This window comes from Thermobacillus xylanilyticus, from assembly GCF_907165215.1.
Classification (GTDB): Bacteria; Bacillota; Bacilli; order Paenibacillales; family Paenibacillaceae; genus Thermobacillus; species Thermobacillus xylanilyticus.
Genome location: NZ_CAJRAY010000097.1, coordinates 17473 through 37656, shown reverse-complemented (window position 1 = coordinate 37656; position 20184 = coordinate 17473). Strand labels below are relative to the sequence as shown.

Annotated in this window: 23 protein-coding genes and 1 other annotated feature; of the genes, 10 read left to right on the top strand and 13 right to left on the bottom strand. The window is 61.0% G+C overall.

Annotation, left to right across the window (positions count from 1 at the left end):
- Positions 1-27 precede the first annotated feature (27 nt).
- The 4 genes from KJQ12_RS18195 to KJQ12_RS18180 form a co-directional block, all read right to left on the bottom strand.
- Entirely contained in the window at positions 28-1038 is a 1011-nt protein-coding gene (locus KJQ12_RS18195; protein ID WP_213486698.1) for a substrate-binding domain-containing protein, read from the bottom strand.
- 26 nt (positions 1039-1064) lie between these two features.
- On the bottom strand, positions 1065-3206 hold the full coding sequence (locus KJQ12_RS18190; protein WP_213486696.1) for a peptidoglycan D,D-transpeptidase FtsI family protein: 2142 nt from the start codon (positions 3204-3206) through the stop codon (positions 1065-1067).
- Positions 3207-3278: 72 nt separating this feature from the next.
- A complete protein-coding gene (locus KJQ12_RS18185) occupies positions 3279-4427 on the bottom strand; it encodes a transglutaminase domain-containing protein (RefSeq protein ID WP_342344906.1) in 1149 nt (382 codons plus the stop codon).
- 30 nt (positions 4428-4457) lie between these two features.
- The gene (locus KJQ12_RS18180) at positions 4458-4931 is read right to left on the bottom strand and encodes a hypothetical protein (protein ID WP_213486694.1); all 474 of its coding nucleotides are present in this window, start codon (positions 4929-4931) and stop codon (positions 4458-4460) included.
- 728 nt (positions 4932-5659) lie between these two features.
- On the opposite strand from KJQ12_RS18180, the gene KJQ12_RS18175 reads away from it, so the two are divergent.
- Together KJQ12_RS18175 and KJQ12_RS18170 are read left to right on the top strand one after the other, a co-directional pair.
- The gene (locus KJQ12_RS18175) at positions 5660-6898 is read left to right on the top strand and encodes an MFS transporter (protein ID WP_213486691.1); all 1239 of its coding nucleotides are present in this window, start codon (positions 5660-5662) and stop codon (positions 6896-6898) included.
- Positions 6899-6966: 68 nt separating this feature from the next.
- Positions 6967-7338: a ribonuclease M5 gene (locus tag KJQ12_RS18170; protein ID WP_213486688.1), complete on the top strand. Its 372-nt coding sequence runs from the start codon at positions 6967-6969 to the stop codon at positions 7336-7338.
- A 65-nt stretch (positions 7339-7403) separates the two neighbouring features.
- On the opposite strand, the gene KJQ12_RS18165 is transcribed toward KJQ12_RS18170, so the two are convergent.
- On the bottom strand, positions 7404-8744 hold the full coding sequence (locus KJQ12_RS18165; protein ID WP_213486686.1) for an aminotransferase-like domain-containing protein: 1341 nt from the start codon (positions 8742-8744) through the stop codon (positions 7404-7406).
- Positions 8745-8921: 177 nt separating this feature from the next.
- Here KJQ12_RS18165 and KJQ12_RS18160 point away from each other — a divergent pair, with 177 nt between their 5' ends.
- The 3 genes from KJQ12_RS18160 (at position 8922) to KJQ12_RS18150 (ending at position 11057) form a co-directional block, all read left to right on the top strand.
- Positions 8922-9836, top strand: coding sequence for a DMT family transporter (locus KJQ12_RS18160; RefSeq protein ID WP_244860681.1), 915 nt, complete (start codon positions 8922-8924; stop codon positions 9834-9836).
- Positions 9837-10080: 244 nt separating this feature from the next.
- Entirely contained in the window at positions 10081-10647 is a 567-nt protein-coding gene (locus tag KJQ12_RS18155) for a PadR family transcriptional regulator (protein WP_213486684.1), read from the top strand.
- The gene (locus KJQ12_RS18150; protein ID WP_213486682.1) at positions 10647-11057 is read left to right on the top strand and encodes a DUF6194 family protein; all 411 of its coding nucleotides are present in this window, start codon (positions 10647-10649) and stop codon (positions 11055-11057) included. The genes KJQ12_RS18155 and KJQ12_RS18150 overlap by 1 nt, the downstream gene beginning before the upstream one ends.
- Positions 11058-11132: 75 nt before the next feature.
- Here the strand turns inward: KJQ12_RS18150 and KJQ12_RS18145 are convergent, their stop codons facing one another.
- The 3 genes from KJQ12_RS18145 to cyoE all read right to left on the bottom strand — a co-directional run bounded on the left by KJQ12_RS18145 (position 11133) and on the right by cyoE (position 13632).
- Entirely contained in the window at positions 11133-12056 is a 924-nt protein-coding gene (locus KJQ12_RS18145; RefSeq protein ID WP_213486680.1) for an AEC family transporter, read from the bottom strand.
- A 70-nt stretch (positions 12057-12126) separates the two neighbouring features.
- Entirely contained in the window at positions 12127-12735 is a 609-nt protein-coding gene (locus KJQ12_RS18140; protein WP_213486677.1) for an SCO family protein, read from the bottom strand.
- Positions 12736-12759: 24 nt separating this feature from the next.
- Positions 12760-13632 carry a heme o synthase gene (gene cyoE, locus KJQ12_RS18135; RefSeq protein ID WP_213486675.1) on the bottom strand — a complete coding sequence of 291 codons (873 nt, stop codon included), beginning with the start codon at positions 13630-13632 and terminating at the stop codon, positions 12760-12762.
- A 241-nt stretch (positions 13633-13873) separates the two neighbouring features.
- Here cyoE and KJQ12_RS18130 point away from each other — a divergent pair, with 241 nt between their 5' ends.
- On the top strand, positions 13874-14296 hold the full coding sequence (locus KJQ12_RS18130) for a cell wall hydrolase (protein ID WP_213486796.1): 423 nt from the start codon (positions 13874-13876) through the stop codon (positions 14294-14296).
- Positions 14297-14324: 28 nt separating this feature from the next.
- Positions 14325-14999, top strand: coding sequence for a spore coat protein GerQ (gerQ, locus tag KJQ12_RS18125; RefSeq protein ID WP_213486673.1), 675 nt, complete (start codon positions 14325-14327; stop codon positions 14997-14999).
- Here gerQ and KJQ12_RS18120 read toward each other — a convergent pair.
- Both KJQ12_RS18120 and KJQ12_RS18115 read right to left on the bottom strand, forming a co-directional pair.
- Entirely contained in the window at positions 14972-15241 is a 270-nt protein-coding gene (locus tag KJQ12_RS18120) for a hypothetical protein (RefSeq protein ID WP_213486671.1), read from the bottom strand. The genes gerQ and KJQ12_RS18120 overlap by 28 nt on opposite strands.
- Before the next feature lie 128 nt (positions 15242-15369).
- Positions 15370-15594 carry an alpha/beta-type small acid-soluble spore protein gene (locus KJQ12_RS18115; protein ID WP_015253796.1) on the bottom strand — a complete coding sequence of 75 codons (225 nt, stop codon included), beginning with the start codon at positions 15592-15594 and terminating at the stop codon, positions 15370-15372.
- 127 nt (positions 15595-15721) lie between these two features.
- On the opposite strand from KJQ12_RS18115, the gene KJQ12_RS18110 reads away from it, so the two are divergent.
- Positions 15722-15892: a DUF5325 family protein gene (locus tag KJQ12_RS18110; protein ID WP_015253795.1), complete on the top strand. Its 171-nt coding sequence runs from the start codon at positions 15722-15724 to the stop codon at positions 15890-15892.
- Positions 15893-15946: 54 nt separating this feature from the next.
- On the opposite strand, the gene trpS is transcribed toward KJQ12_RS18110, so the two are convergent.
- Positions 15947-16933 (bottom strand): tryptophan--tRNA ligase, encoded by a 987-nt coding sequence (gene trpS / locus KJQ12_RS18105; protein ID WP_015253794.1) that lies wholly within the window; start codon positions 16931-16933, stop codon positions 15947-15949.
- 40 nt (positions 16934-16973) lie between these two features.
- Positions 16974-17215 (bottom strand) — a binding site (T-box leader).
- Positions 17216-17287: 72 nt separating this feature from the next.
- The gene (locus tag KJQ12_RS18100; protein WP_213486669.1) at positions 17288-17677 is read right to left on the bottom strand and encodes a hypothetical protein; all 390 of its coding nucleotides are present in this window, start codon (positions 17675-17677) and stop codon (positions 17288-17290) included.
- Positions 17678-17705: 28 nt separating this feature from the next.
- Between KJQ12_RS18100 and KJQ12_RS18095 the strand changes: the two genes are divergently transcribed.
- Entirely contained in the window at positions 17706-17930 is a 225-nt protein-coding gene (locus KJQ12_RS18095; protein WP_015253792.1) for an alpha/beta-type small acid-soluble spore protein, read from the top strand.
- 103 nt (positions 17931-18033) lie between these two features.
- Here the strand turns inward: KJQ12_RS18095 and KJQ12_RS18090 are convergent, their stop codons facing one another.
- Positions 18034-18438 carry an O-methyltransferase gene (locus tag KJQ12_RS18090; RefSeq protein ID WP_213486667.1) on the bottom strand — a complete coding sequence of 135 codons (405 nt, stop codon included), beginning with the start codon at positions 18436-18438 and terminating at the stop codon, positions 18034-18036.
- 204 nt (positions 18439-18642) lie between these two features.
- Between KJQ12_RS18090 and KJQ12_RS18085 the strand changes: the two genes are divergently transcribed.
- Positions 18643-19902, top strand: a complete 1260-nt coding sequence (locus tag KJQ12_RS18085; protein WP_213486666.1) for a methyl-accepting chemotaxis protein — start codon at positions 18643-18645, stop codon at positions 19900-19902.
- Positions 19903-20184: the final 282 nt, after the last annotated feature.

Sequence of the window (20184 nt, the reverse complement as noted above, 5' to 3'; positions counted from 1 at the left end):
GCTTCCCACCTGCCGCCCTGGCGTCCGTCATTTCACGTAATAATGGTCGACATTCTCCCGGGTCACGACGGAAATCCCCGTGTCCACATAGACGGGAAGCGGGGAGGCGTCCGCCGTCTGTCCGCTGTCCGGCGTGACCAGCCCGTGGTGGAGGTGGAACAGGTACAGCAGCGACCAGTACCCCATGTTCCACGTGCCCTGGGCCAGCGTCGCGTCGATCTCGCCCTGGCGCACCATGTCCAGCGTCACCTTGTCGGTGTCGAAGGCGACGATCTTCACCTGATTCTGCCGCTGCCTCAGCCGGATTGCGTCCGCGACGCCGACCCCGCCGACCGCGTCGGTGTTGAAGATGCCCTTCACGTCCGGATACTGATCGAGAATGGCGATCGCCGCATCCCGCGATACGATGCGGTCCCCCTTGCCGTCCTTGACGGCGACGATCGTGATTTCCGGATATTCGGCCCGGATCGTGTCGCGGAAGCCGTTGGTCCGTTCCTGATGGTTGAGCTGGTTGGGCAAGGTCACGACGCCGACCTCCCCTGCGCCGCCGATCAGCCGGGCCATCGTCCGGGCCGCCGTCACGCCCGCGTTGTAGTTGTCCGTGGCGAGCAGGGAATAGGCCTTGCTGTTCGGCGCCCCGGAATCGAACAGGACGACCGGAATCCCGGCGTCCACTGCCTTGTCGATCGACGGTGTAAGCGCTTCCGGATTCATGACGGTGAGCGCGATGCCGGCCGGTTTCTGGGCGATCACCTGCTCCAGCACCGTCACCTGCTCGCGCACGTCGTATTGGGTCGAGCCCCGGTACTCCACCGAGACGCCCAGCACCTGCGCCGCGTCTTCGAAACCTTTGATGACGCTTTTCCAATAATCGATGCCGGACTGAAACGTCACCATCACGTACTTCTCGTCCAGGCTGCCGACCAGGGCGGCGGAATCGCCGGCCCCGGCCGACTGGCTTTTCCCGTAGAAAAAGTTCAGGGCATACAGCACATAAGCGCCGATGATCACCAGATAGAGGAGCAGCATCTTCTTCATGCGCGGACCCCTGCCTTATCCATTGGTCAGCCTTCGTTCTGCGACCCGCTCTGACGGGCTGCATCCGTCTGCGCGTTATCCGGGTCCGCCGGCGTCTCATCCAATGTCGTGCTGCCGCCCGCATGGCCTTCGTCCGCATCGGACTGCTGCGTCACAGAGGTGTTCTTCTTCGGCGTGCCGGTCAAGCCGATGTAATGATCGTATGCGTCAAAAATTTTCCGCGCGATCGGCGCGGCCCCCCGGCCGCCGTATCCGCCTTCGGGCACGACGACGGCGACCGCCAGCTTCGGCTTGTCGGCCGGGGCGAACGCGATGAACACCGCGTTCTCGATGATGCCGACGCTCGTCTGCTGCTCGGAGGTCCCGGTCTTGCGCCGGAAGTCGTACGGGAATCCCTCGAATCCCCGCACGTTCGATTTCATGCCGCTGATGACGACATCCCAATACTCGTCCGGCAGATCGATCGTGTTCAGCACGACCGGCTGGAACGTCTCGACTGTCCGGCCGTCGGCGTCAACGATCCGTTCCACGAATTGCGGCTTCAGCCGCTTGCCGCGGTTCGCCAGCGTCGCCGCATACTGGGCGAGCTGCAGCGTCGTGTAGCGTCCCTGCTGGCCGAAAGAAGCGTAAATCAGCGCCGACTGCGGGCTGCCGTTCTCCGCCTCGTGGAAATAGTCGATAACGCCCTTGGACTCGCCCGGCAATCCGCTCTCGGTCAGCACGCCGAGCCCGAACTGTTTCACCCAATTGTCCCATATCTCGACGCCTTTGCGCCCGTCGCGCCGGTACAGCGCATTGCCGATCATTTCCGCCATGAACGTGTTTGACGACTTCTCGATCGCCTTCGATGGCGTCAGCCGCCCGAATGCCCGTTTCTCGGCGTTGCGGATCGAGACGCGGTACCCTTCGCGGCCGAACTGGAACACGCCGGTGTCGTTGTAGGTCGTCTTCGGCGTAATGAGCCCTTCCGCCAGCCCGATGAGCACGGTCAGCGGCTTCTGCGTCGAACCGAGCGGCACGAGCGAGGACGGGTGCTTGTTCGCTTCCTCCTGCGATCCCCAGTCCTGATAAGCCTGGGAGATCGCGCCGTTCTTGTGGAACGTCTTCGTCGCTTCGTAGTTGGACGGGCTGATCTGACCGCCTTTCCAGACGTTCGGGTCGTAGTCCGGCATGCTCGCCATCGCGATCACCTTGCCGGTGTCGACCTCGATCGCGACCGCGTAGCCGGCGCGGGCGTACTCCGCCCGGTCGCCGCTCGACTTCGGCGCGTTTCGCAGATACTCGATATGATCCAGGATGGCCTTCTCCGTCGCCAGCTGCACATCGCGATGGATCGTCAGATACAGGTCGCTGCCCTTCTCCGGCTTCGTGATGACCGGTTCGCCGATGATTTCGCCGAGGCTGTTCACCGGGTACGTTTTGACCCCGTTCCGGCCCCTCAGCACATCCTGGTACATCAGCTCGATGCCGTCCATCCCGACGTCCTCGTCGTTCAAATATTTCAGCGTCGGATCGGACGATTGCAGCTTCTGTTGGTAGAAATCCTTCGTCGCGGCGGACGTGACGGCCGAGTCGAAGTTTTTCAGGTAGCCGACGAGCTGCACCGCCACCGTGTCGTCGTCATAGTGGCGGATCGTGTCTTCCACGATGCTGATGTTCGGAAATTTCGCGCTGTTTTCCGAGAAGTGCGCGATTTCCTGCTTCGTCAGGTTGTATTTGATCAGGCGCGGCGTGTACATGTTGTTCTGCCGGAAGTTGATGTCCATCCGCTCGATGATCTGATCGATCGTGATCGCTTCGTTCGGATCGCCGTATTGCGTGAACACTTCGTAAAGCTCTTCCGCGATCTTGCGCGCCTCTTCTTCCTTGATCGAGCGCTCCATCGTGAAATAGAGCGACTGCGTCGACACCGAATACGCGATCGGCTGGCCGGTCGCGTCGTAGATGTTCCCGCGGATCGGCGGAATCTGCACGGGCCGGCTGCTGCTTCTTTCCCGTTCGGTGCGCAGCTCCGGTCCGCGCACGAACTGCAGGATCGCCAGCTGCACGATGAGCACGCTGAACAGGACGAACGTGCTGAAGAAGAAAAGATTGAGCCGGAACGAGAAATGCCGCCGATTCGCGATCAACCTTCGCTGTTCTTCTTCCGTCCGTTGTTCGTTCGCCACGACCGCATCCCCCTTTTCCGCATCATGGTTGAAAAATGTTCCGCCGCACGCATCCGATATTTCCGCTCCCCCTCACGTGTCCCGCACATGGGTACGGTCGAATTCCGGCGGATTGAACCAGTCGCCGGACGCTGCCCAGGTGGCGTCGAGCGGTATCCACTGCTCTCCCGTTCGCACTTCATTCCAGGCGTGCGGCCCGAAACCGCCGCGGCCGTCCGCGCCGAGCCCGGTGACGACCCGCGCTTCCAGGCCGGCGCTGCGCGCCATGACGGCATAGAGGCGCGCGATGTCGATGCAGACGCCGCGCCGCGTGCGGAACGTGTCTTCCGGCGTCTGTTCCCGCCACTCGCCGCGCTCGGTGTAGGCGTCCGCTTTGTCCCAGTCATAGGCGATGCGCGTCCCGATCCAGTCGTACAGGGCGCGCGCCTTCGCTTCATCATCCTTCGCTCCCGCAGTAATGCGGAGCGCGGCTTCCCGGATGTCGTCCGGCACGTCGCGGTCGATGATCTCGTACCGGCGCTGCAGAATGCGCCGGAATTCCGCTTCGACGGCCCGCGACAGCACCGGTCCCTGCTCCGCCATCACGCCGCCGGCCACCGGCTCGAGCAGACGTTCCGACGCAGCCCGGTAGAGCGGGGACGAATCGATCCGGGCGGCGAGCGGCGCGTTCGGCAGCAGCGACACATAGACGAACAGCGCCGCCATCAGCACGAGCGCCCGTCCGCCGCCGTGCACGAAACCGAGCGCGGCGCCGGCCGCACGGCTCAGCGCGCCGCCGGGAGCGGCTGCATAGGCGCGCATCCGCGAGGCGCCGGCCATGGAGCCTGCGCCGGCGGCGAGGGTCAGCGCAGCCGCGGCGAGCAGCCGCAGCAGCAGGCGGATGACCAGATAGCCGATCAGGAACAACAGCCCGAAGCGAAGCAGCGAGAAATCCCTGACGCCCGTAATGAACGTGTGCCATGCCACAGACCAGTTGTCCATTTCACCGGCGGGCGGCCTGAGATCCGCGTCCATGAGACGCGATTCGACAACCGGACTGAAAGCCGTCGCGAACCGGACGGCGAGCGCCAGCGACGCGATCGTGCAGAACGTCTCCCACAAGAACAACAAGAGGTGCTTCGCGGAACCCGGCGCACCTCGTTTCATGCCTTGCCAGAGCGATACGGCGATGATGATGACAACGGCGACCGCGACAGGCTCCGCAAAATCGGATGCGCGCATCCGCATCACGCCCTTTCGCCCCGCCGCGGATCAACCCGCGGCTTTGGCCTGATCGATGAGCGACGCGATCGTTTCGTCCACTTTCCAGCGGCCGAGCGGCGCGCCGTGGTAAGTCACCGACACTTCGTTGTCGCCGATCTTGCCCTTGATGACGAGGCTTGCGGTCTGCACCGTGAACGTGCCGTCTTCGCTTGCCGTGTAGACCGCGTCCGAAGCTTCTCCCGCCATGGCTTCGAGCGCTTCTCGCTTCAGCGCCGCGGCGGCCTGCTCGGTGATCTGCGCTCCAAGCTCTTTCAGCTTGTCTACGCGCAAATCTTCAAGCGAATATCCGCTGTACAGCAGCACGCCGATCACGATGACGGCGACAAGCAGCCATTTCACGACGGTTTTGACGATCTTGATGACGATCAGCAGCGCGATGAGCGCGATGACCAGCACATACCAGCGATCGGTCAGAAATTGTTTCCATGTCTCCAGATCGGCCTGGAACAGTTCGCCCAGCATCGCGGTACCCCCTTTATGATATAGCTGACGATGGAAAACGCTTGAAAGTTGTATGTATGCCGTTCGATTTCATCCGGCCGCGGATCGGCATGCCGCTGCGGAGGGCGTACGGCCCCATCGGATATGTCCCGATGGCGTGCGCTGACGGTGCGTTGTTCCGTTAGCAGCCCGCCCGGACGCGCCGACCGCAACGCTGACGGATTTGTTCCGTTGCAGGCGGTATGCGGCTTCGAAAATGCAAGCCTCATCCGGAAAAAATCCCGATCTCATTATAGCGCAGGCGCTGCCGGGCGTCCACGCCGCGGGACGGGGCCGGACGAGTGCCCGCTCCGAGCCCTTTGCCCTGCGGCGCGCTGTAACGTGCACACCACGTTACAGCCTGCGGCCCGCCGTTTCCTCGCCACCTGTAACGCGGATACCACGTTACAGACCTCGGCGCACCGCTTCCTTGCCGCCTGTAACGCGGATACGACGTTACAGGCCCAGGCGACCCGCCTCCCCGCCCGCTGTAACGCGAATACCACGTTACAGACCTCGGCGCACAACTTCCTTGCCGCCTGTAACGCGGATACGACGTTACAGGCCCAGGCGCACCGCTTCCTCGCCCAATGTAACGCGGATACCACGTTACAGCCTTCGGTGCCGCCGGACAAACAGACATAACTCGTCCGGCCCGGGCGTATGATCAGAAGGAACCCCGCAACACGCAAGAAACGGAGCGTGACCGCATGAGAACCGCCTTCTGGCTTTATCTGTTCTCGTTCATCGCCATCTTCGACCTGCACGCGCAGTATCCGATTCTGACCCCGTTCGCCGTATCGCTCGGTGCCGCTCCGTCTTTCATCGGCCTGATGATGGGGCTCTATTCGATTACCCATCTGCCCGGCAACGTGATCGCGGGATGGAGCGTCGACCGGTTCGGCAGCCGCGTTTTCATCGTCCTGAGCCTGCTGGCGGCCGGCATCATTCTGCTGCTCCAATCCCGGGTGGAAGACCCGTGGCACCTGCTGGTGCTGCGTTCGATCAGCGGCTTCGTCCTCGCCTTCCTGTCGCCGGCCTGCATGGCGCTGCTCGCCCGGATCACCGCCGACCGCATCCTGCAGGGCAAGCTGATGGCCGGGAACGGGCTCGTGCACACGCTCGCCTCCGTCGTTTCCCCGGCCGCCGGCGCGCTGCTCGTCGCCCGACTCGGCTTCGAGCTGTCCTTCTTCGCGCTGGGCTGGCTGCTGATCGGCACGGCGGTGTGCGCGCTCCTGTTCATCCGCGACATCCGCCCGACCGCAGCGGCGCCGAACGCGGCGGCGGGCGGGACGGCCGGCCCGGCTCATGCCGGCGTGCCGGGCGCACATGGCGCGGCCGCCCATCCGGCGACGCTCCCGGTCCCCGGTGCGCCGCAGACCGTCGCCGCGGACGACGATCTGCCGCTGCCCTGGCTTGTCTATGCGCTGCCGATCGCGATGTCCTGCGCGCAAGGCATCCTGTCGTTCGAACTTCCGCTGCTCGCGCTGCACGACCACAGCATCATGCAGACCGGCATGCTGTTCTCCGTCCTCAGCCTCGGCTCCCTCGTGACGCTCAGCATGATGTTCCTGAACCGGTATTCCTCGTTCCGGCGGACACTGGCGGGCGCGCTCATCCTGGCGCTTTCCTATTTCACCGCCGCCGTCGGCGACCTTGTTCCGCTGCCCGCGCTGCTGTTCATCATCGGCATGGCGAAGGGCATCATCTATCCCGCGCTGACCACGCTGCTCATCGAGCTGACGGGCAGCGCGAAATACGGCCGCACGTTCTCCGTGCTGTCCATCGCCTATTCCGTCGGCGCTTTTCTCGGTCCGCTCACGGCCGGGTACGTCCGCGACGCGATTTCCCCTTATTTCATCGCGTTCCTGGTGATGATGACCGGCGCGATCCTGCTCCCGTTTGCCGGGCCGCGACGCCTGCACACGGCTTCCGGCCGCATCGGCTGATGCCGAATTCGACATTTCCCAGGAAATTGATACAATGGATGGCAGCAGAACGATGCGGGGGATGCTGCATGGAGATCGTCATCATCGTGGAAGGAAAAAACGATAAAGCCCGGCTGCGGCGGCTGCTCACCGGCGAAGTCGACATCCTGTGCACCTTCGGTACGCCGGGGCCGGATCAGATCGACCAGCTGGTGCGGAAAGTCGGCGATCGGGAGCTGTATATTTTCACGGACAACGACGCTTCGGGAAGGCGCATCCGCGGCATCTTGCGGGACGCTTTCCCCGACGCCGGGCACATTTACACGCGCAGGGGCTATCCCGGCGTCGAGAACACGCCCGACGAATACCTCATTCAACAACTGGAAAAAGCCGGGCTTGAAGAGTACATCATCCGTCCGGAGGATGACGATCTCGCCCGGCTGCTGCAGCACGATCCCTAAGCGAATTGCTCCGTCGCGGGCCGCCCGGCGATCCGTTCCCCCTTCTGCGCCGCGAAGCGCGTGCCTCATCTTCCGCAATGGCCGATTTCCTCGACAATTGCCCGAATCCCTTCCTCGATGCGATTCGGATCGGCGCGGGACACGCTGATGCGAAGGAACTTGTCCCGGTCTCTGCAGTCCGAAAGATAGTACGGTTTTCCCGACGTCACCGCGACTTTTCGCTCCGCAAGCCGCCTCACCAGCCGTTCCAGATTGACCGTCCGGGGCAGTCTGAAATGGGTATACAGCCCGGAGCTTGCCGACGGCGCCTCGATCCAATGTTCGGGATCCTGCTTGCGGAGCGCCTCGTGCAAACGCTGATTCCGGGCGGCGTATTGCTTGTACATGCCGCGGCGGTGCCGGGCATACATGCCGTTCTTGATATACACGTCAAGGACCGCCTGGGACAACACGGACGTTTCGGCGAACCGGCTGTAATGGCGGAATGTGTCGATCAGCGGTTCCGGGAGGACGGCCGCACCGAGCCGCAGACCGGGAAAAATGATCTTGGAGAAACTTTTCAGATAGATGACATGGGAAGTCCGGTCATGCGCGAAGATCGGCTCGAACCCTTTGACTTCCCCCAGGTCGGCCATGTAGTCATCCTCCACCACGTAAACATCGTATTTGCCGGCCAGTTTCGCCACGGCTTCCCGCTCTTTGCCGCTCAGCGTCGTGCCCAGCGGATTGTGGAATCTCGACATCGTATAGAAAAATTTGATCCTTCCGCTTCTGAATTTGGCCTCCAGCTCGTCCAGATCGATTCCCCCGGACGTCCGCATAATCCAGGATACCGGCAGCCTCTCCGCTTCCAGAAATCTCAGATAAAGATTGTAGCTCGGCTGTTCCACCAATATTTCCGTCTTGCCGTTCGGGAACGGCATCAGCGTCAATATGCCAAGCGCATGCTGGATTCCCGCGGTCAGCATGATGCGTTCCGCCTTGGCGAACACCTGGCTGTCGGCCAGATGGGATGCGAGCGTCCGCCTGAGAATGTCCGTCACCGCCAAGTCCCCGTAGTTGAACAGTTGCCGGCCGTAAATCTCGAACGCCTTGTTCAGACAGTGCTGGAAATCCTGGTGCGGAAACAGGCCGGCATCCGGCGACGACGACGAGAAATCAATCGCGCCATGCTCCCCGCCGCGTTTTTCCCCGCCGGCCTGATCGACGACGTAGTAACCGCTCTGGGGGATGGAGTAAATGGCGTGCCGCGTCTCCAGTTCGGCATAGGCCTTGACGATGGTGCCGGGACTTACCCCGTACTGTTGTGCCGCCTCCCGGACGGACGGCACCCGCTGACCCGCGCGGTAGTGACCGCTCGCGATTTTGTGCTCCATATCGGCAAGGATTTGCGCATATTTCTTCACGCCTTCCATCCTCCTCGTGCTTGCGGCTCAAACTGCACAGACGACGCAACTGTATCAATACAGTCGGCAAAATCTCGCATTGCGGCCCGTTGACCTTCCGTCTACTATTCATCCATGGGATTGTTCGCGAACACCCCGAATGGTTTCAGGGAGGGAAAGGCCATCCATCACCACGAATTGAAGCTTGCTTATGTCAGCGCGGCACTGAACGCCGTCATCATCGGGTTCTCGTTCCTGTTCGTCAAAATCGCGCTGGAGTCCGCCGCCCCGATGGACATCCTGGCCTGGCGGTTTGCCGTGTCGTTCGCCGCTCTGTCGCTGCCGGTCTTGCTCGGCAAGATCCGGTTGAACTTTCGGGGCAGACCGATGCACAGGCTGCTGCTGCTCGCAACCTTGTACCCGCTCGGCTTTTTTCTGTTCCAGACGTACGGACTCCAGCATGCCGCTTCGGCCGAAGCCGGCATTCTGAACGCCTTTACGCCGGTGCTCATCCTGATGATGGCTTCGGTCTTCCTGAAGGAATCGGCCGGCGGATTGCAATGGATATCCATCGGCTTGTCCACGGCCGGCGTCGTCTTCATTTATTGGATGAAAGGAAGCGCCATCGACCTGTCGAACCTGACCGGCATCCTGCTGCTGACGGGATCGTGCGCCGCGTTCGCCGGATACAGCGTACTGGCCCGTTCGATGTTGAAATCGTTCCGCCCCATGGAACTGACCTGGTGGATGCTGGGCATCGGCTGCATCTTTTTCCTCGCCGTGTCAGGGATTCAACACGCTTCTGACGGTACGTGGAACGAGCTGTTTGCACCGCTCGGCGATTTCCGCTTTATCGTGTCGGTGCTCTATCTCGGCATCCTGTCCTCGCTGGTCACGGCGTTTACGGCGAACTATGCGCTGTCCCGGTTGCAGGCGGCGAAAGCCGGCGTATTCGCCAATCTGTCGACGGTCGTATCCATTGCGGCCGGCGCGCTCATCCTCGGGGAGACGATCGAAATCTATCATCTCATCGGCACGTTCATGATCATCGCCGGGGTGTGGGGAGCGAACCGTCCGTGGAAGCGGCCGTCCGCGCAGAACCATCCCGCGTGACGATGCTCGCGCACCGCGCCTCCTCTTCCCGCTGTTGCCGCGGCTGCCGCATCCGGCCGCGGCACCGCGGTTCATCCGGGATTCCAAGTATAAATCATGATTTCCTCATTATACTATCCCGTTCCAAACACTGAAAGCATAATGGCATTTTCTATTCAAATTTGACTAGATGACAAAGCGATGCTAAAATCAATCCGCGGTATTCAAATTTGACTAGATAGCATGAGGAGGTGATCCGCACACCGTGTCGACGGTCAGACTGCTCGTGCTCGGTTCCATCCTGCGCCGCGGCGTCAGCCACGGCTACGCCGTGCTGCGGGACATGACGACCTGGCGCGTTGACACCTGGACGAACGTCAAACCCGGGTCGATCTATCACGCGCTGGACAAATTGGAATCGCAGGGGATGATCGAAGCCGCGGCATCCGGGGCCGGCGCGAAACTCGGTCCGTCCCGCAAGGAATACTCCGTCACGAAGCAGGGCAAAGCCGAGTTCTTCCGGCTGCTCGAAGCAGCCCTCGTCAGCCCGGACATTCTGCAATTTTCCGCCGGCGTCGCCTTCATGGAATGGCTGCCCCGCAACGAAGTCATCGCGCTCCTTGAACAGCGCCGGTCTGTACTGGATGCTTCCCTGAGGCTGCTGAAGAGCCTGCCCGTGGACGAGCGGCCGAGCGAGCCGTCCCGTCACCCCGAACTGGTCGGCATCTGGATCGGTTATGTGGAGAGCGAAGCGGCGTCCACGGAGCGAATTTTGGCCAATGTGCAAGCAGGGCGTTATGATTTCAAATCCGAACGTTTGGAGGCGGAATGATGAACCAGGCAGATTTTGAAGCGTGGATTGCGGGATTGCCGGAGGTGCGGCGCGAGGAGAACTTCGGTTACTCGTTCTTTTTTGTCGGAGACGATCAGCGGCTGCCCTTCGTCACCATTGCCGACAGCGACTCGGAGTATGACCAGGTGTCCAACCTGAACCGGGAAGGCGTGTTTCGCCTGAACATCGGCGTCAGCCGCGCCACCTTCGAACGACTGACGGCCGGCAAGCGGACGGATGACCTCGATTATTCGGAGCTGAACGTGTTTCTGCCGCATCCCCATTATGCGCGGCAACATTTCGTGTGCATCCTGAATCCCGCAGGAGATCATGTTGAACAGACAAAGGCGCTCATCATGGAAGCCCATTCGATCGCGAGAGAGCGGCAGAATCGGAAAAGCGGAAACTGACGCTTCCGGCGGCATTGAGCCTCTCCGCCCGGCCCGCGGTCCGGCCGCAGGCCGGGCATCCGGCATGCGGCCGGCTTACATGACCAGCGCAATGACGATCGTGACGGTGACGATGCTGAGCAGCGTCGAGAAGAAGACGGCCTGGGAGGCGAATTCCTTCTCGTTGTCGAACTCGACCGCGAGCAGCACGCTGCTGAGCGAAGTCGGCGAGGCGGACGAGACGATGAGCGCCGCGGCCGTCAGCCCGTCGAAGCCCATGAGCAGCGTCAGCCCCCACGCGAGCACCGGCCCGACGGCCAGCCGCAGCAGCGCGGACAGCCCGACATCGACCGCGAGAGCGCGATCGATCCGCCACGACATGCTGCCGAGCTGCACGCCGAGCGTCAGCAGCGCCGTGCCGAGGAACGCGTTCGCGAGATACCCGATCGGCGCCTCCAGGACCGGCGGGATCGGCACCTCGAAGGCGCGCAGCAGCAAGGCGAGCGGGATGACGTAGATGATCGGCAGGGACAGGACGACGCGCCCGATTTCCCGCAGATTCGCTTTGTGCGCATTGACCGCGTACACGCCGTATGTATTGGGAGTCAGGCTCTGCAGCATCGAAATGAGCACCTGGACGGACAGCGTGTACGGATTGCCGGCGAACACCAGCTGGTTGAGCGGAATGCCGTAGTTCGCACTGTTGTAGAACATGACGCTGTTGCGCATCGCCGCCCGCCGTCCGCCGGACGCACCCCGCGCCCGGCAGACGAGATCCGCTAGGACATACTGGATCGCCATGAACAGCAGCCCGAACAGCACGATCTTGCCGAACATCGATGCCGAGATCTCCGTGTCATAGAGCAGGCGGAACATGATCGCGGGCGAGAAGACATAGAAATTCAGCTTGGACAACGTCCGGATATCCAATGAAAAAGCCCGCTGCATGACGACGCCTACGGCAATCATCGCGGACAGCGGGATGACGTTGTTTGTCAAAATATGCAGCAGGATGGACATGATGTCATCTTCCCCATTCACGGCGGCCGTGCGGTAAGGCGCGGCCGGCTTTCGCGGTCGGATGCGAGGATCAGAGCAGCTTGTCGATCTCTTCCAGCACTTTCTCGGGCGTCAGCGTCTCGTCGCCGCCGCCGCGGATGTAACTGCGCAATCGGCCCTGCTCATCCACCAGCGAAATGATGTCGGAATGCACCAGATTGTCGGGGTCGGGATTGATCACGCCAAGATTGAATCCCTTCGCGATCTTGACGATTTCCTCGGCCTCTCCCCTCAGGAAATGCCAGCCCGACCGATCCGCCTTGAACCCGTCGGCGTACTGCTCAAGCACTTCCTGCGTGTCGCGGTACGGGTCGATCGAGATCCAGTGAAATTCCACCTTGTCCCCGAAGAGCCCCCGCTCCTGCAGTTCGGTCTGCACGAAGGACATGACCCGCGTCGTAATAGGACAGACGTCCGGACAAGACGCGAAGAAGAAATAGACGAGCCGGATCTTGCCGTCCGATTCGGAGAAGGAAAGCGGCTCCCCGTCAAGATCCGTCAGCGTGAAATCCGGCACTTCGAGTATAACCGGAAGTTCTTCCTTCTTCCAGGGTCCGTAGGTGTACAGCAAGTAGCCTGCCATCAGCAGAACGAGCACGCCGACGGCCAACGGAAATTTGTAACGATTGACGAATGCCACGGAGACCGCTCCCTTCTCGCATCATTACGGCAGCCAGGCGCCGTCGCCCTGCGTATTGACAACCATCGCCAGGAAGACGACCATCAGGTAATTCACCGACAACATGAAATTCTGTTTCGCCCACACGGTGTCGTCCCGGGCGCGCACGCCGGAGATCGTATGCCAGCTCCAGACCGCGCCGAACACCACGGATACGATGAGGAAAATGATCCCCGAGTACCCGAACGCATACAGCAGGACGCCGGCCGGAATGAGCAGCACGACATAGGGGATCATCTGCCATTTCGTCCGCCGGACGCCCTTCACGACAGGCAGCAGCGGGAATCCGGCCGCCCGGTATTCCTCGACGCGGCGGATGCCCAGCGACCAGAAATGCGGCGGCTGCCACAGGAACAGAAGCGCGAACAGCAGCCATGCGCCCGCGTCGATCTGCTCCGTCACGGCGCAATACCCGATTACGGGCGGCATGGCGCCCGATACGCCGCCGACCGATGTGCTCCAGGTCGAATGGCGCTTGAGCCACAGCGTATAGACGACGATATAGACGAACATGCCGAGAAGGCCGAGCCAGCCGCACAATGGATCGACCAGGAAGAACAATATCGAGATGCCCGCGATACCCAGCACGATGCCGAAGGCGAGCACGAACGCCGGCGACAGACGTCCGGACGGCAGCGGCCGGTTCCGCGTGCGCTCCATCTTGATGTCCCAATCGCGGTCGAGATAGTTGTTGAGGACGCAGGACGACGCGATCGTCAGCGTCGTGCCGAGCAGCGTCCAGATCAGGAGCAGCCAGTCAATGTCCCATTTCGATGCGACCCAGAAACCGCCGAATGCGGCGATCAGGTTGAGTCGAATGATCCCGGGTTTCGTCAGATTAAGCAAGTCTTTCAGCACGTCGGGCCTCCCGAATTCAGGCGCCGATAATTGGAGCGGCCTGACGCTCCCGGCCCATGGAATCGTTACCTATCATACCGTAAATGCTTGGCTGTTGACAATCATCGCGCCTGCGGGTTCAACAATTTGACACTTTCGCGGGAACCGGGCGGAACACTTGGGCGTTTGCCGCCATAGGATGATGTAGCATTCGCCCATGCGAAGGCACGATATGCCGTGGAAGGAAGTGATGATGAACCGGATGGCCGTCATCAAAGCCAACTCCGAGGACATCAAGCTGCTGGCGCGTCTGATGCGCGCGGAAGCCGAAGGAGAAGGAGAGCTCGGCATGCTGATGGTCGGCAATGTCGGGGTGAACCGCGTCCGGGGCAACTGCCTCGACTTTCGGAATATCCGCACGATTCCGCAGATGGTCTACCAGCGCCCGGGCGGATTTGAAGCGACGACGAAAGGATATTTCTACCAGAGGGCGCGCGAAAAGGAGATCCGGCTGGCGGAACGCGCCGTAAACGGCGAACGCCAGCATCCCGCGACGAACGCGCTCTGGTTCTTCCGTCCGACGGGTCAGTGCCCTTCCACCTGGTGGAATCAGGCGCACAGCGGACGGTTCAAAAGCCACTGCTTCTATGCGCCGTCAGGCAGCGATTGCCCCGGCGTCTACTAAATGAAATAAAGGAGGAAACCAAGCGAACATGTCCAATCAATCGTATGACGAAAACCGCCTTGGCACGCCGTACGCATCCGGCATGCCGGGCACGCAGTCCCCGTCCGGATGGTGGCCGACCGGTTATCCCGATACCGCGATGCCTTACGCAACCGATATGACCGGCGTTTCGCCGTTCATGACCACAGGCGGTTTTCCGGGCATGCCGAGCGACATGACCGGTGTTTCGCCGTTCATGACGACAGGCGGCTTTCCGGGCATGCCGACCGACATGACCGGCGTCTCGCCGTTCATGACCGCAAGCGGCATTCCGTCCGTGCCGAGCGGAGCCGGCATTACGCCGACGGGCGGCAGCATCGTCACGGTCCCGCAGGAAGAGTCCTACATCGAGAACATTCTCCGGCTCAACCGCGGCAAATTGGCGACCGTGTACATGACATTCGAGAACAACAGCCAATGGAACGCGAAAGTGTTCCGCGGCATCATCGAGGCGGCCGGGCGCGACCATCTCATCCTGAGCGATCCGTCGACGGGCACCCGGTACCTGCTGCTGATGGTCAACCTCGACTACATTACGTTCCAGGAGCCGATCAACTACGAATACCCGTTCCAGGGCGGCATCGTCACGCAGCAGACGCCGTTCAATACGACGCGCGAAAACGAGACGGAAACGGACTATACAGATCTGAACACCCAGGCGTGAACATTGCCGGAAGCAAGGCGGGACACGGCAGACCAGGGGGATTCGCTTGACAGCCTCATCTCCCGGATGCCGTCCGCTTCTTCCTTCGTGCCGGCTTCCCAGACCTCCACGAACAAGCCGGGTTGATCCGTTCCTTCATATAAATACATCTCCGGATGCGAGACCTTGAGGGATGCCATCAGGGCCAAATAACGCTCCCGGTTCTCCTCCGCAATCCGGTACTCCGCGAAACAACGATACATGAACTCCCCTCCAGCCGCCGATCAAGTTGAATCCGCGGGACGAACCCGGTACAATGGTAAGCATAGCAACCGGCGGAGGAGACGGCAAGAAGCCCGGATTCATCCGGGCTTCTGCAGCTTCATATGCTTCAGAATTGACGGGAGCCCGCCAATTGTTGTTCAGCGATCTGTACGAGGCGCTTCGTGATGTAGCCACCGAGCGAACCGGCGTCACGCGTCGCCATGTTGCCGTAGTAGCCGTCTTGGGGAATTTGTACGCCCAGCTCTTGAGCCGCTTCGTACTTGATTTGCTCCAGCGCCGCTCTGGCTTGCGGAACGACCAGCGTGTTGCTGTTCCGGTTTTGGCCTGCCATGGTTGTCGTCTCCTTTCGTCCCTTAAGCTGTAGTGTTGATGCAAGCTTGCAAGCTTATTATGCACCTCATCCGTTTTCTTATGCTTGACCATGCACAAGTCCCGAATCCGCCCAAGGAGAGACGAAGATGTCCAAAACCGCTTCCCTCTTGTTCGCTGTCGCCGCCGTCGTTCTGATGCTGGCGACGGGCGTCGCCATCAGCCACAACGGGTGGCTGGCCGCCCTGTTCTTCATCCTGACGTTCGTCGTCATCGGAGCCGGATTCATCTACCGGGCGAAAGCGCTCAAGCGCAAATGACGGAGCGGCCGGCGGAGATCCGCCGGCCGCCGCCCTTTTCATCCGGCGATCCGGTCAGCGCGGCGGCAGAAATCCCATCCGCTCTTTGGCCAGCGCGACCGTCCGGTTCGCGATTTCCGCCGCCCGTTCCGCGCCTTCCTTCAGCACGCGGCCGAGCTCCCCGGAGCCGCGGATTTCCCGATACCGCGCCTGCAGCGGCTCCAGCACCGCCACGACGCATTCCGCCAGCTCTTTCTTGAACGGACCGTAGCCCTGCCCTTCGAACCGCCGTTCGACTTCTTCCACCGTCAGCCCGGCGCAATGCGCAAAGATGCTGATCAGGTTGCTCACTTCCGGCTTGTTCGCGGGATCGTATTTCACTTCCCGGCCGGAGTCGGTAACCGCGCGGGAAATTTTCTTCCGGACGACGTCCGGCTCGTCGAGCAGCGCAATGTAGCTGTTCGGATTCGGATTGCTCTTGCTCATCTTCTTCGACGCGTCATCGAGCGACATGATGCGCGCGCCGACCTTCGGCATGTACGGCTCGGGCAGCTTGAACGTTTCCCCGTAGCGCCCGTTGAACCGATCCGCCAGGTCGCGGGTCAGCTCCAGATGCTGCTTCTGGTCGTCCCCCACCGGAACCAGATCGGCGTTGTACACGAGAATATCCGCGGCCATCAGCGTCGGATAGACGAACAGCCCGGCGGGCACGGATTCCCTGCCGGCCGCCTTCTCCTTGAACTGGGTCATCCGCTCGAGCTCGCCCATGTACGCGAGCGTCGTCATGAGCCAGCCAAGCTCGGCGTGCGCCGGCACATGCGACTGGATGAAAATCGACGAACGCGACGGATCGACGCCCGCCGCAAGGTACAGCGCCGCCACCGATTCCGTCTGCTCGCGCAGCGCGGCCGGATCCTGCGGCAAGGTGACCGCGTGCAGGTCGACCACCATATAGAAGCATTCGTGCTCATCCTGCAGCTTCACGAAGTTCTGGATTGCGCCGATGTAGTTCCCGAGCGTGAGCTGACCGCTCGGCTGGATGCCCGACAGCACCCTTGCCATGCGTATCTCCCCCTTGACCTGAATATAAAAATCCCCCGCCGCAAGGGACGAGGGACCGTGGTGCCACCCTTATTCGCTTCGACGCCGCATGCCGGACAAGCGGACGGCGAAGCCTCACAGCTCCGTAACGGGGAGCAACCGGGAAACCATGGGCGGCATCCGGCCGCTTTCCGATTTCCGGCTCAGGGACCCATTCCGCCAGCCGCGATGCCGGTTTGCACCTTCCACCGGCTCTCTGCAATCGACAGTTCATGGCGTACTCTTTCCCGTCATGGCCGTTGGCAACATTATACCCGCTGCAATGCGAAAGTCAAGGCGGCTGCCGGCGATGGCCGCGGGCACAAATTTCGACCTTCACGTTCCATCTTCTTCCGCCGTCTGCTCGGTCGTCGCATGGCGGTTCTTCATCAGATACCGGTCGACCGCTTCGAACCGGCGGTCGTGAATTTCGGCGCATTCATTGCACAGGTTCCGCAGGTTGACCTGAAACACTTTGCCGCACATCGCACTGCTCATCCGAATTTGACCGACGTCTGCGATCTGTGCGGCGGTCCTTCCCGGACGGGCCATCTGTGCGCCAAATGTTCCGACCGGCTCAGAAAGGACATTGACAAAATGCTGGCCGAGGAGCAGGCGGAGCGCGAACGCAAGCGCGAACACAGCTACAAGATGAAGGGGCAGGCCGAAGACTGACGAATTAGTGCAAAAGTGCCGGTTATGTATATTTCCTCCCAGGGCAGCCATACTAAGACCGCCCAAGGAGGTGAACAACATGCCTTCCAACAAACGGAGCAGCAACACGCTCGTCGTACCTCAGGCAAGCGCCGCGCTTGAGCAGCTGAAATATGAAGTTGCCCAAGAACTCGGCATCCAAATCCCGCAGGACGGGTATTACGGCTACATGGCGACGCGCGACACCGGGGCAATCGGCGGTTATATCACCCGCCGGCTGGTGCAAATCGCGGAAGAACAACTTGCCGGCCGATTCGCAAGATAATCCGGAAACGAAAGATGGAACGGGGTTCTCCGCTTGACAGGCGATCTTCAGCGGAAACCCCGTTCTTTGTTCATGGGTCAGCTGCCCCTTCATGCCTTGCCGCCTAGGCCAATTGGTTCGAGGATCCCGACGGCTTCGGCTGGTAGCGGAACATCCAGTTCGCCGTATTGTAGTTCGATTCGTACTGCACGCTCGCCGTCCATTCCCGGTTGCGCCGCACGGCAAAATCGAACAGGATCTCGCCGTGGGTCCAGTTCCGTTTCATCCGGAGCGATTCAACGGCCATCCTCCGGAATTCGTTCACCTGCTGAACCGTGAGTCCCCGTTCGTTCTCGAGGAAACGGCCGTTGACGCATTCGATCGGGTGATGGCGGACGCCGTATTTTCCGATCATGTTGTTGCGGATCTGGATCGTTACCGTTCCCGCCACCGCGTCAGTCAACTCCGGCTCCAGCTGGCGGAACACCTGGTCGATCTGCCTGGCGAGGGGCATGTCCTCCAATTTCATCATTATCCTCCTTTCCTCCCGGTTATGATAACCCTTCCATAGGGATTACAACCTAAATTATACATCAATTGGCACTATGCGACAATATTGAACGTGTTTTCCCATTCCAAAAGTCCTGCCCACAAATTATTCGACAATGATAGACCAGATTCGGCTTCGGTGTTATAATATGGCATAATTCTACAAGTAAGGGAGCATTGCATCATGAGCTGGTTAATGAAGCAATCCATACGGACGAAATGCCTAATCGCCTGCTACGCGGTTGCAGCTGCATTCTCTCTTGCCATGCTGATTGCAGCGCTGGTCGGCGGCCAGGGAATTTTGCTGCCCCTTGTGCTGATCGTTGTATTGTGTGCCGCTGTTTATCCTCTTGCGATCCTTTTTGAGAGAACGCTTTCAAGTTCGATGGACGAGATGCGCACGGCCGCATACCAGATCGCGAAAGGCGACTTTACCGTCCGGCTTGCGGGCGACGAAGACACGGGCGCTTCCAGCATCGCCCAGGCCTTCAACAGCATGGTCGAACGGCTGCGCGACATATTGCGCGAGACGTCGTCGATCACGAGGCTTGTCTCCGATGCAAGCCGCACCATTTTTGAACGCAACCAACAGCTGAAAACGGTCATGGAGCAGGTGACCATCTCGGCGGGCGAACTGGCCACCGGCGCGAACCAGATTTCGGAAGACGTCTCGCAGATGAGCGAGTCGATCAGCGAGATTGAGAGCAAGGTGGCCAACTACGCGGATTCGACCCGGCAAATGAATGAACGGTCCGCCCATACGCTGGAACTGGTCCGTCAGGGCCGCCAGGCCGTGGAGAATCAGACCGAGGGCATGCGCCGCAATGTGGAAGCGACCGAAGCCGTTTCCCGCACGATCGAAGAACTGGCGAAACATGCGGACGGCATTTCGAAGATTACCCGCTCCATCTCGGAAATCGCGGATCAGACGAACCTGCTCTCCCTGAACGCCTCGATCGAGGCGGCGCGCGCCGGCGAGCACGGCCGCGGGTTCGCCGTCGTCGCACAAGAAGTGCGCAAGCTCGCCGAAGAAGCCGGCGCGTCGACGAAGGAAGTGTTCACCCTCGTCCGCGGCATTGAACAGGGAATCAAGAACGCGATCGCCGACATGAAGGTGAACGAGAGCATCGTCCGCGACCAGAACGAGCTGATCCGCCAGTCCAACGAAATCTTCAACGAAATTGTGAAGAGCGTGGAATTCATTTCGGATCAGATGGAAGCCTTCACCCGCGAAAGCGACGCCATGCTGGAGAGCGCGCGCAAGATCGCGGCTTCGATCCAGAATATCTCCGCCATCACCCAGCAGTCGGCTGCCGGCACCGAGCAGGTGTCCGCGTCCATGAACGAACAGATGGCCGCGGTGCAGTCGGTTGTCGACGAAGCCGAGCAAATGCAGCAGACGGTGCTGAAACTGCAGCGCACGATCCAGATTTTCAAAATTTGACAGGCTATCCGATCCCTCCGCAGCCGCCTTGCATGAATCCGGCGTTTACGCCGCAAGCTAATGGCAGCATGCTGCGGAGGGATCGCTTTTGAACGCTATTCATCTTCCGAAATTATTGTCCGTCATGCTTGCGGCATCGGTCGTGGTGAATGGTCTGCCGCAGCCCGTGCATTCGCCGGCACCCGGGCACGGAAACGGACCCGGCGCAGCGGAGCGGACGGCGGCATTGCCGTCCGGGGAAGCCGTTCGTCATGAATCGGACGCCGTCATCGGACATGCGTT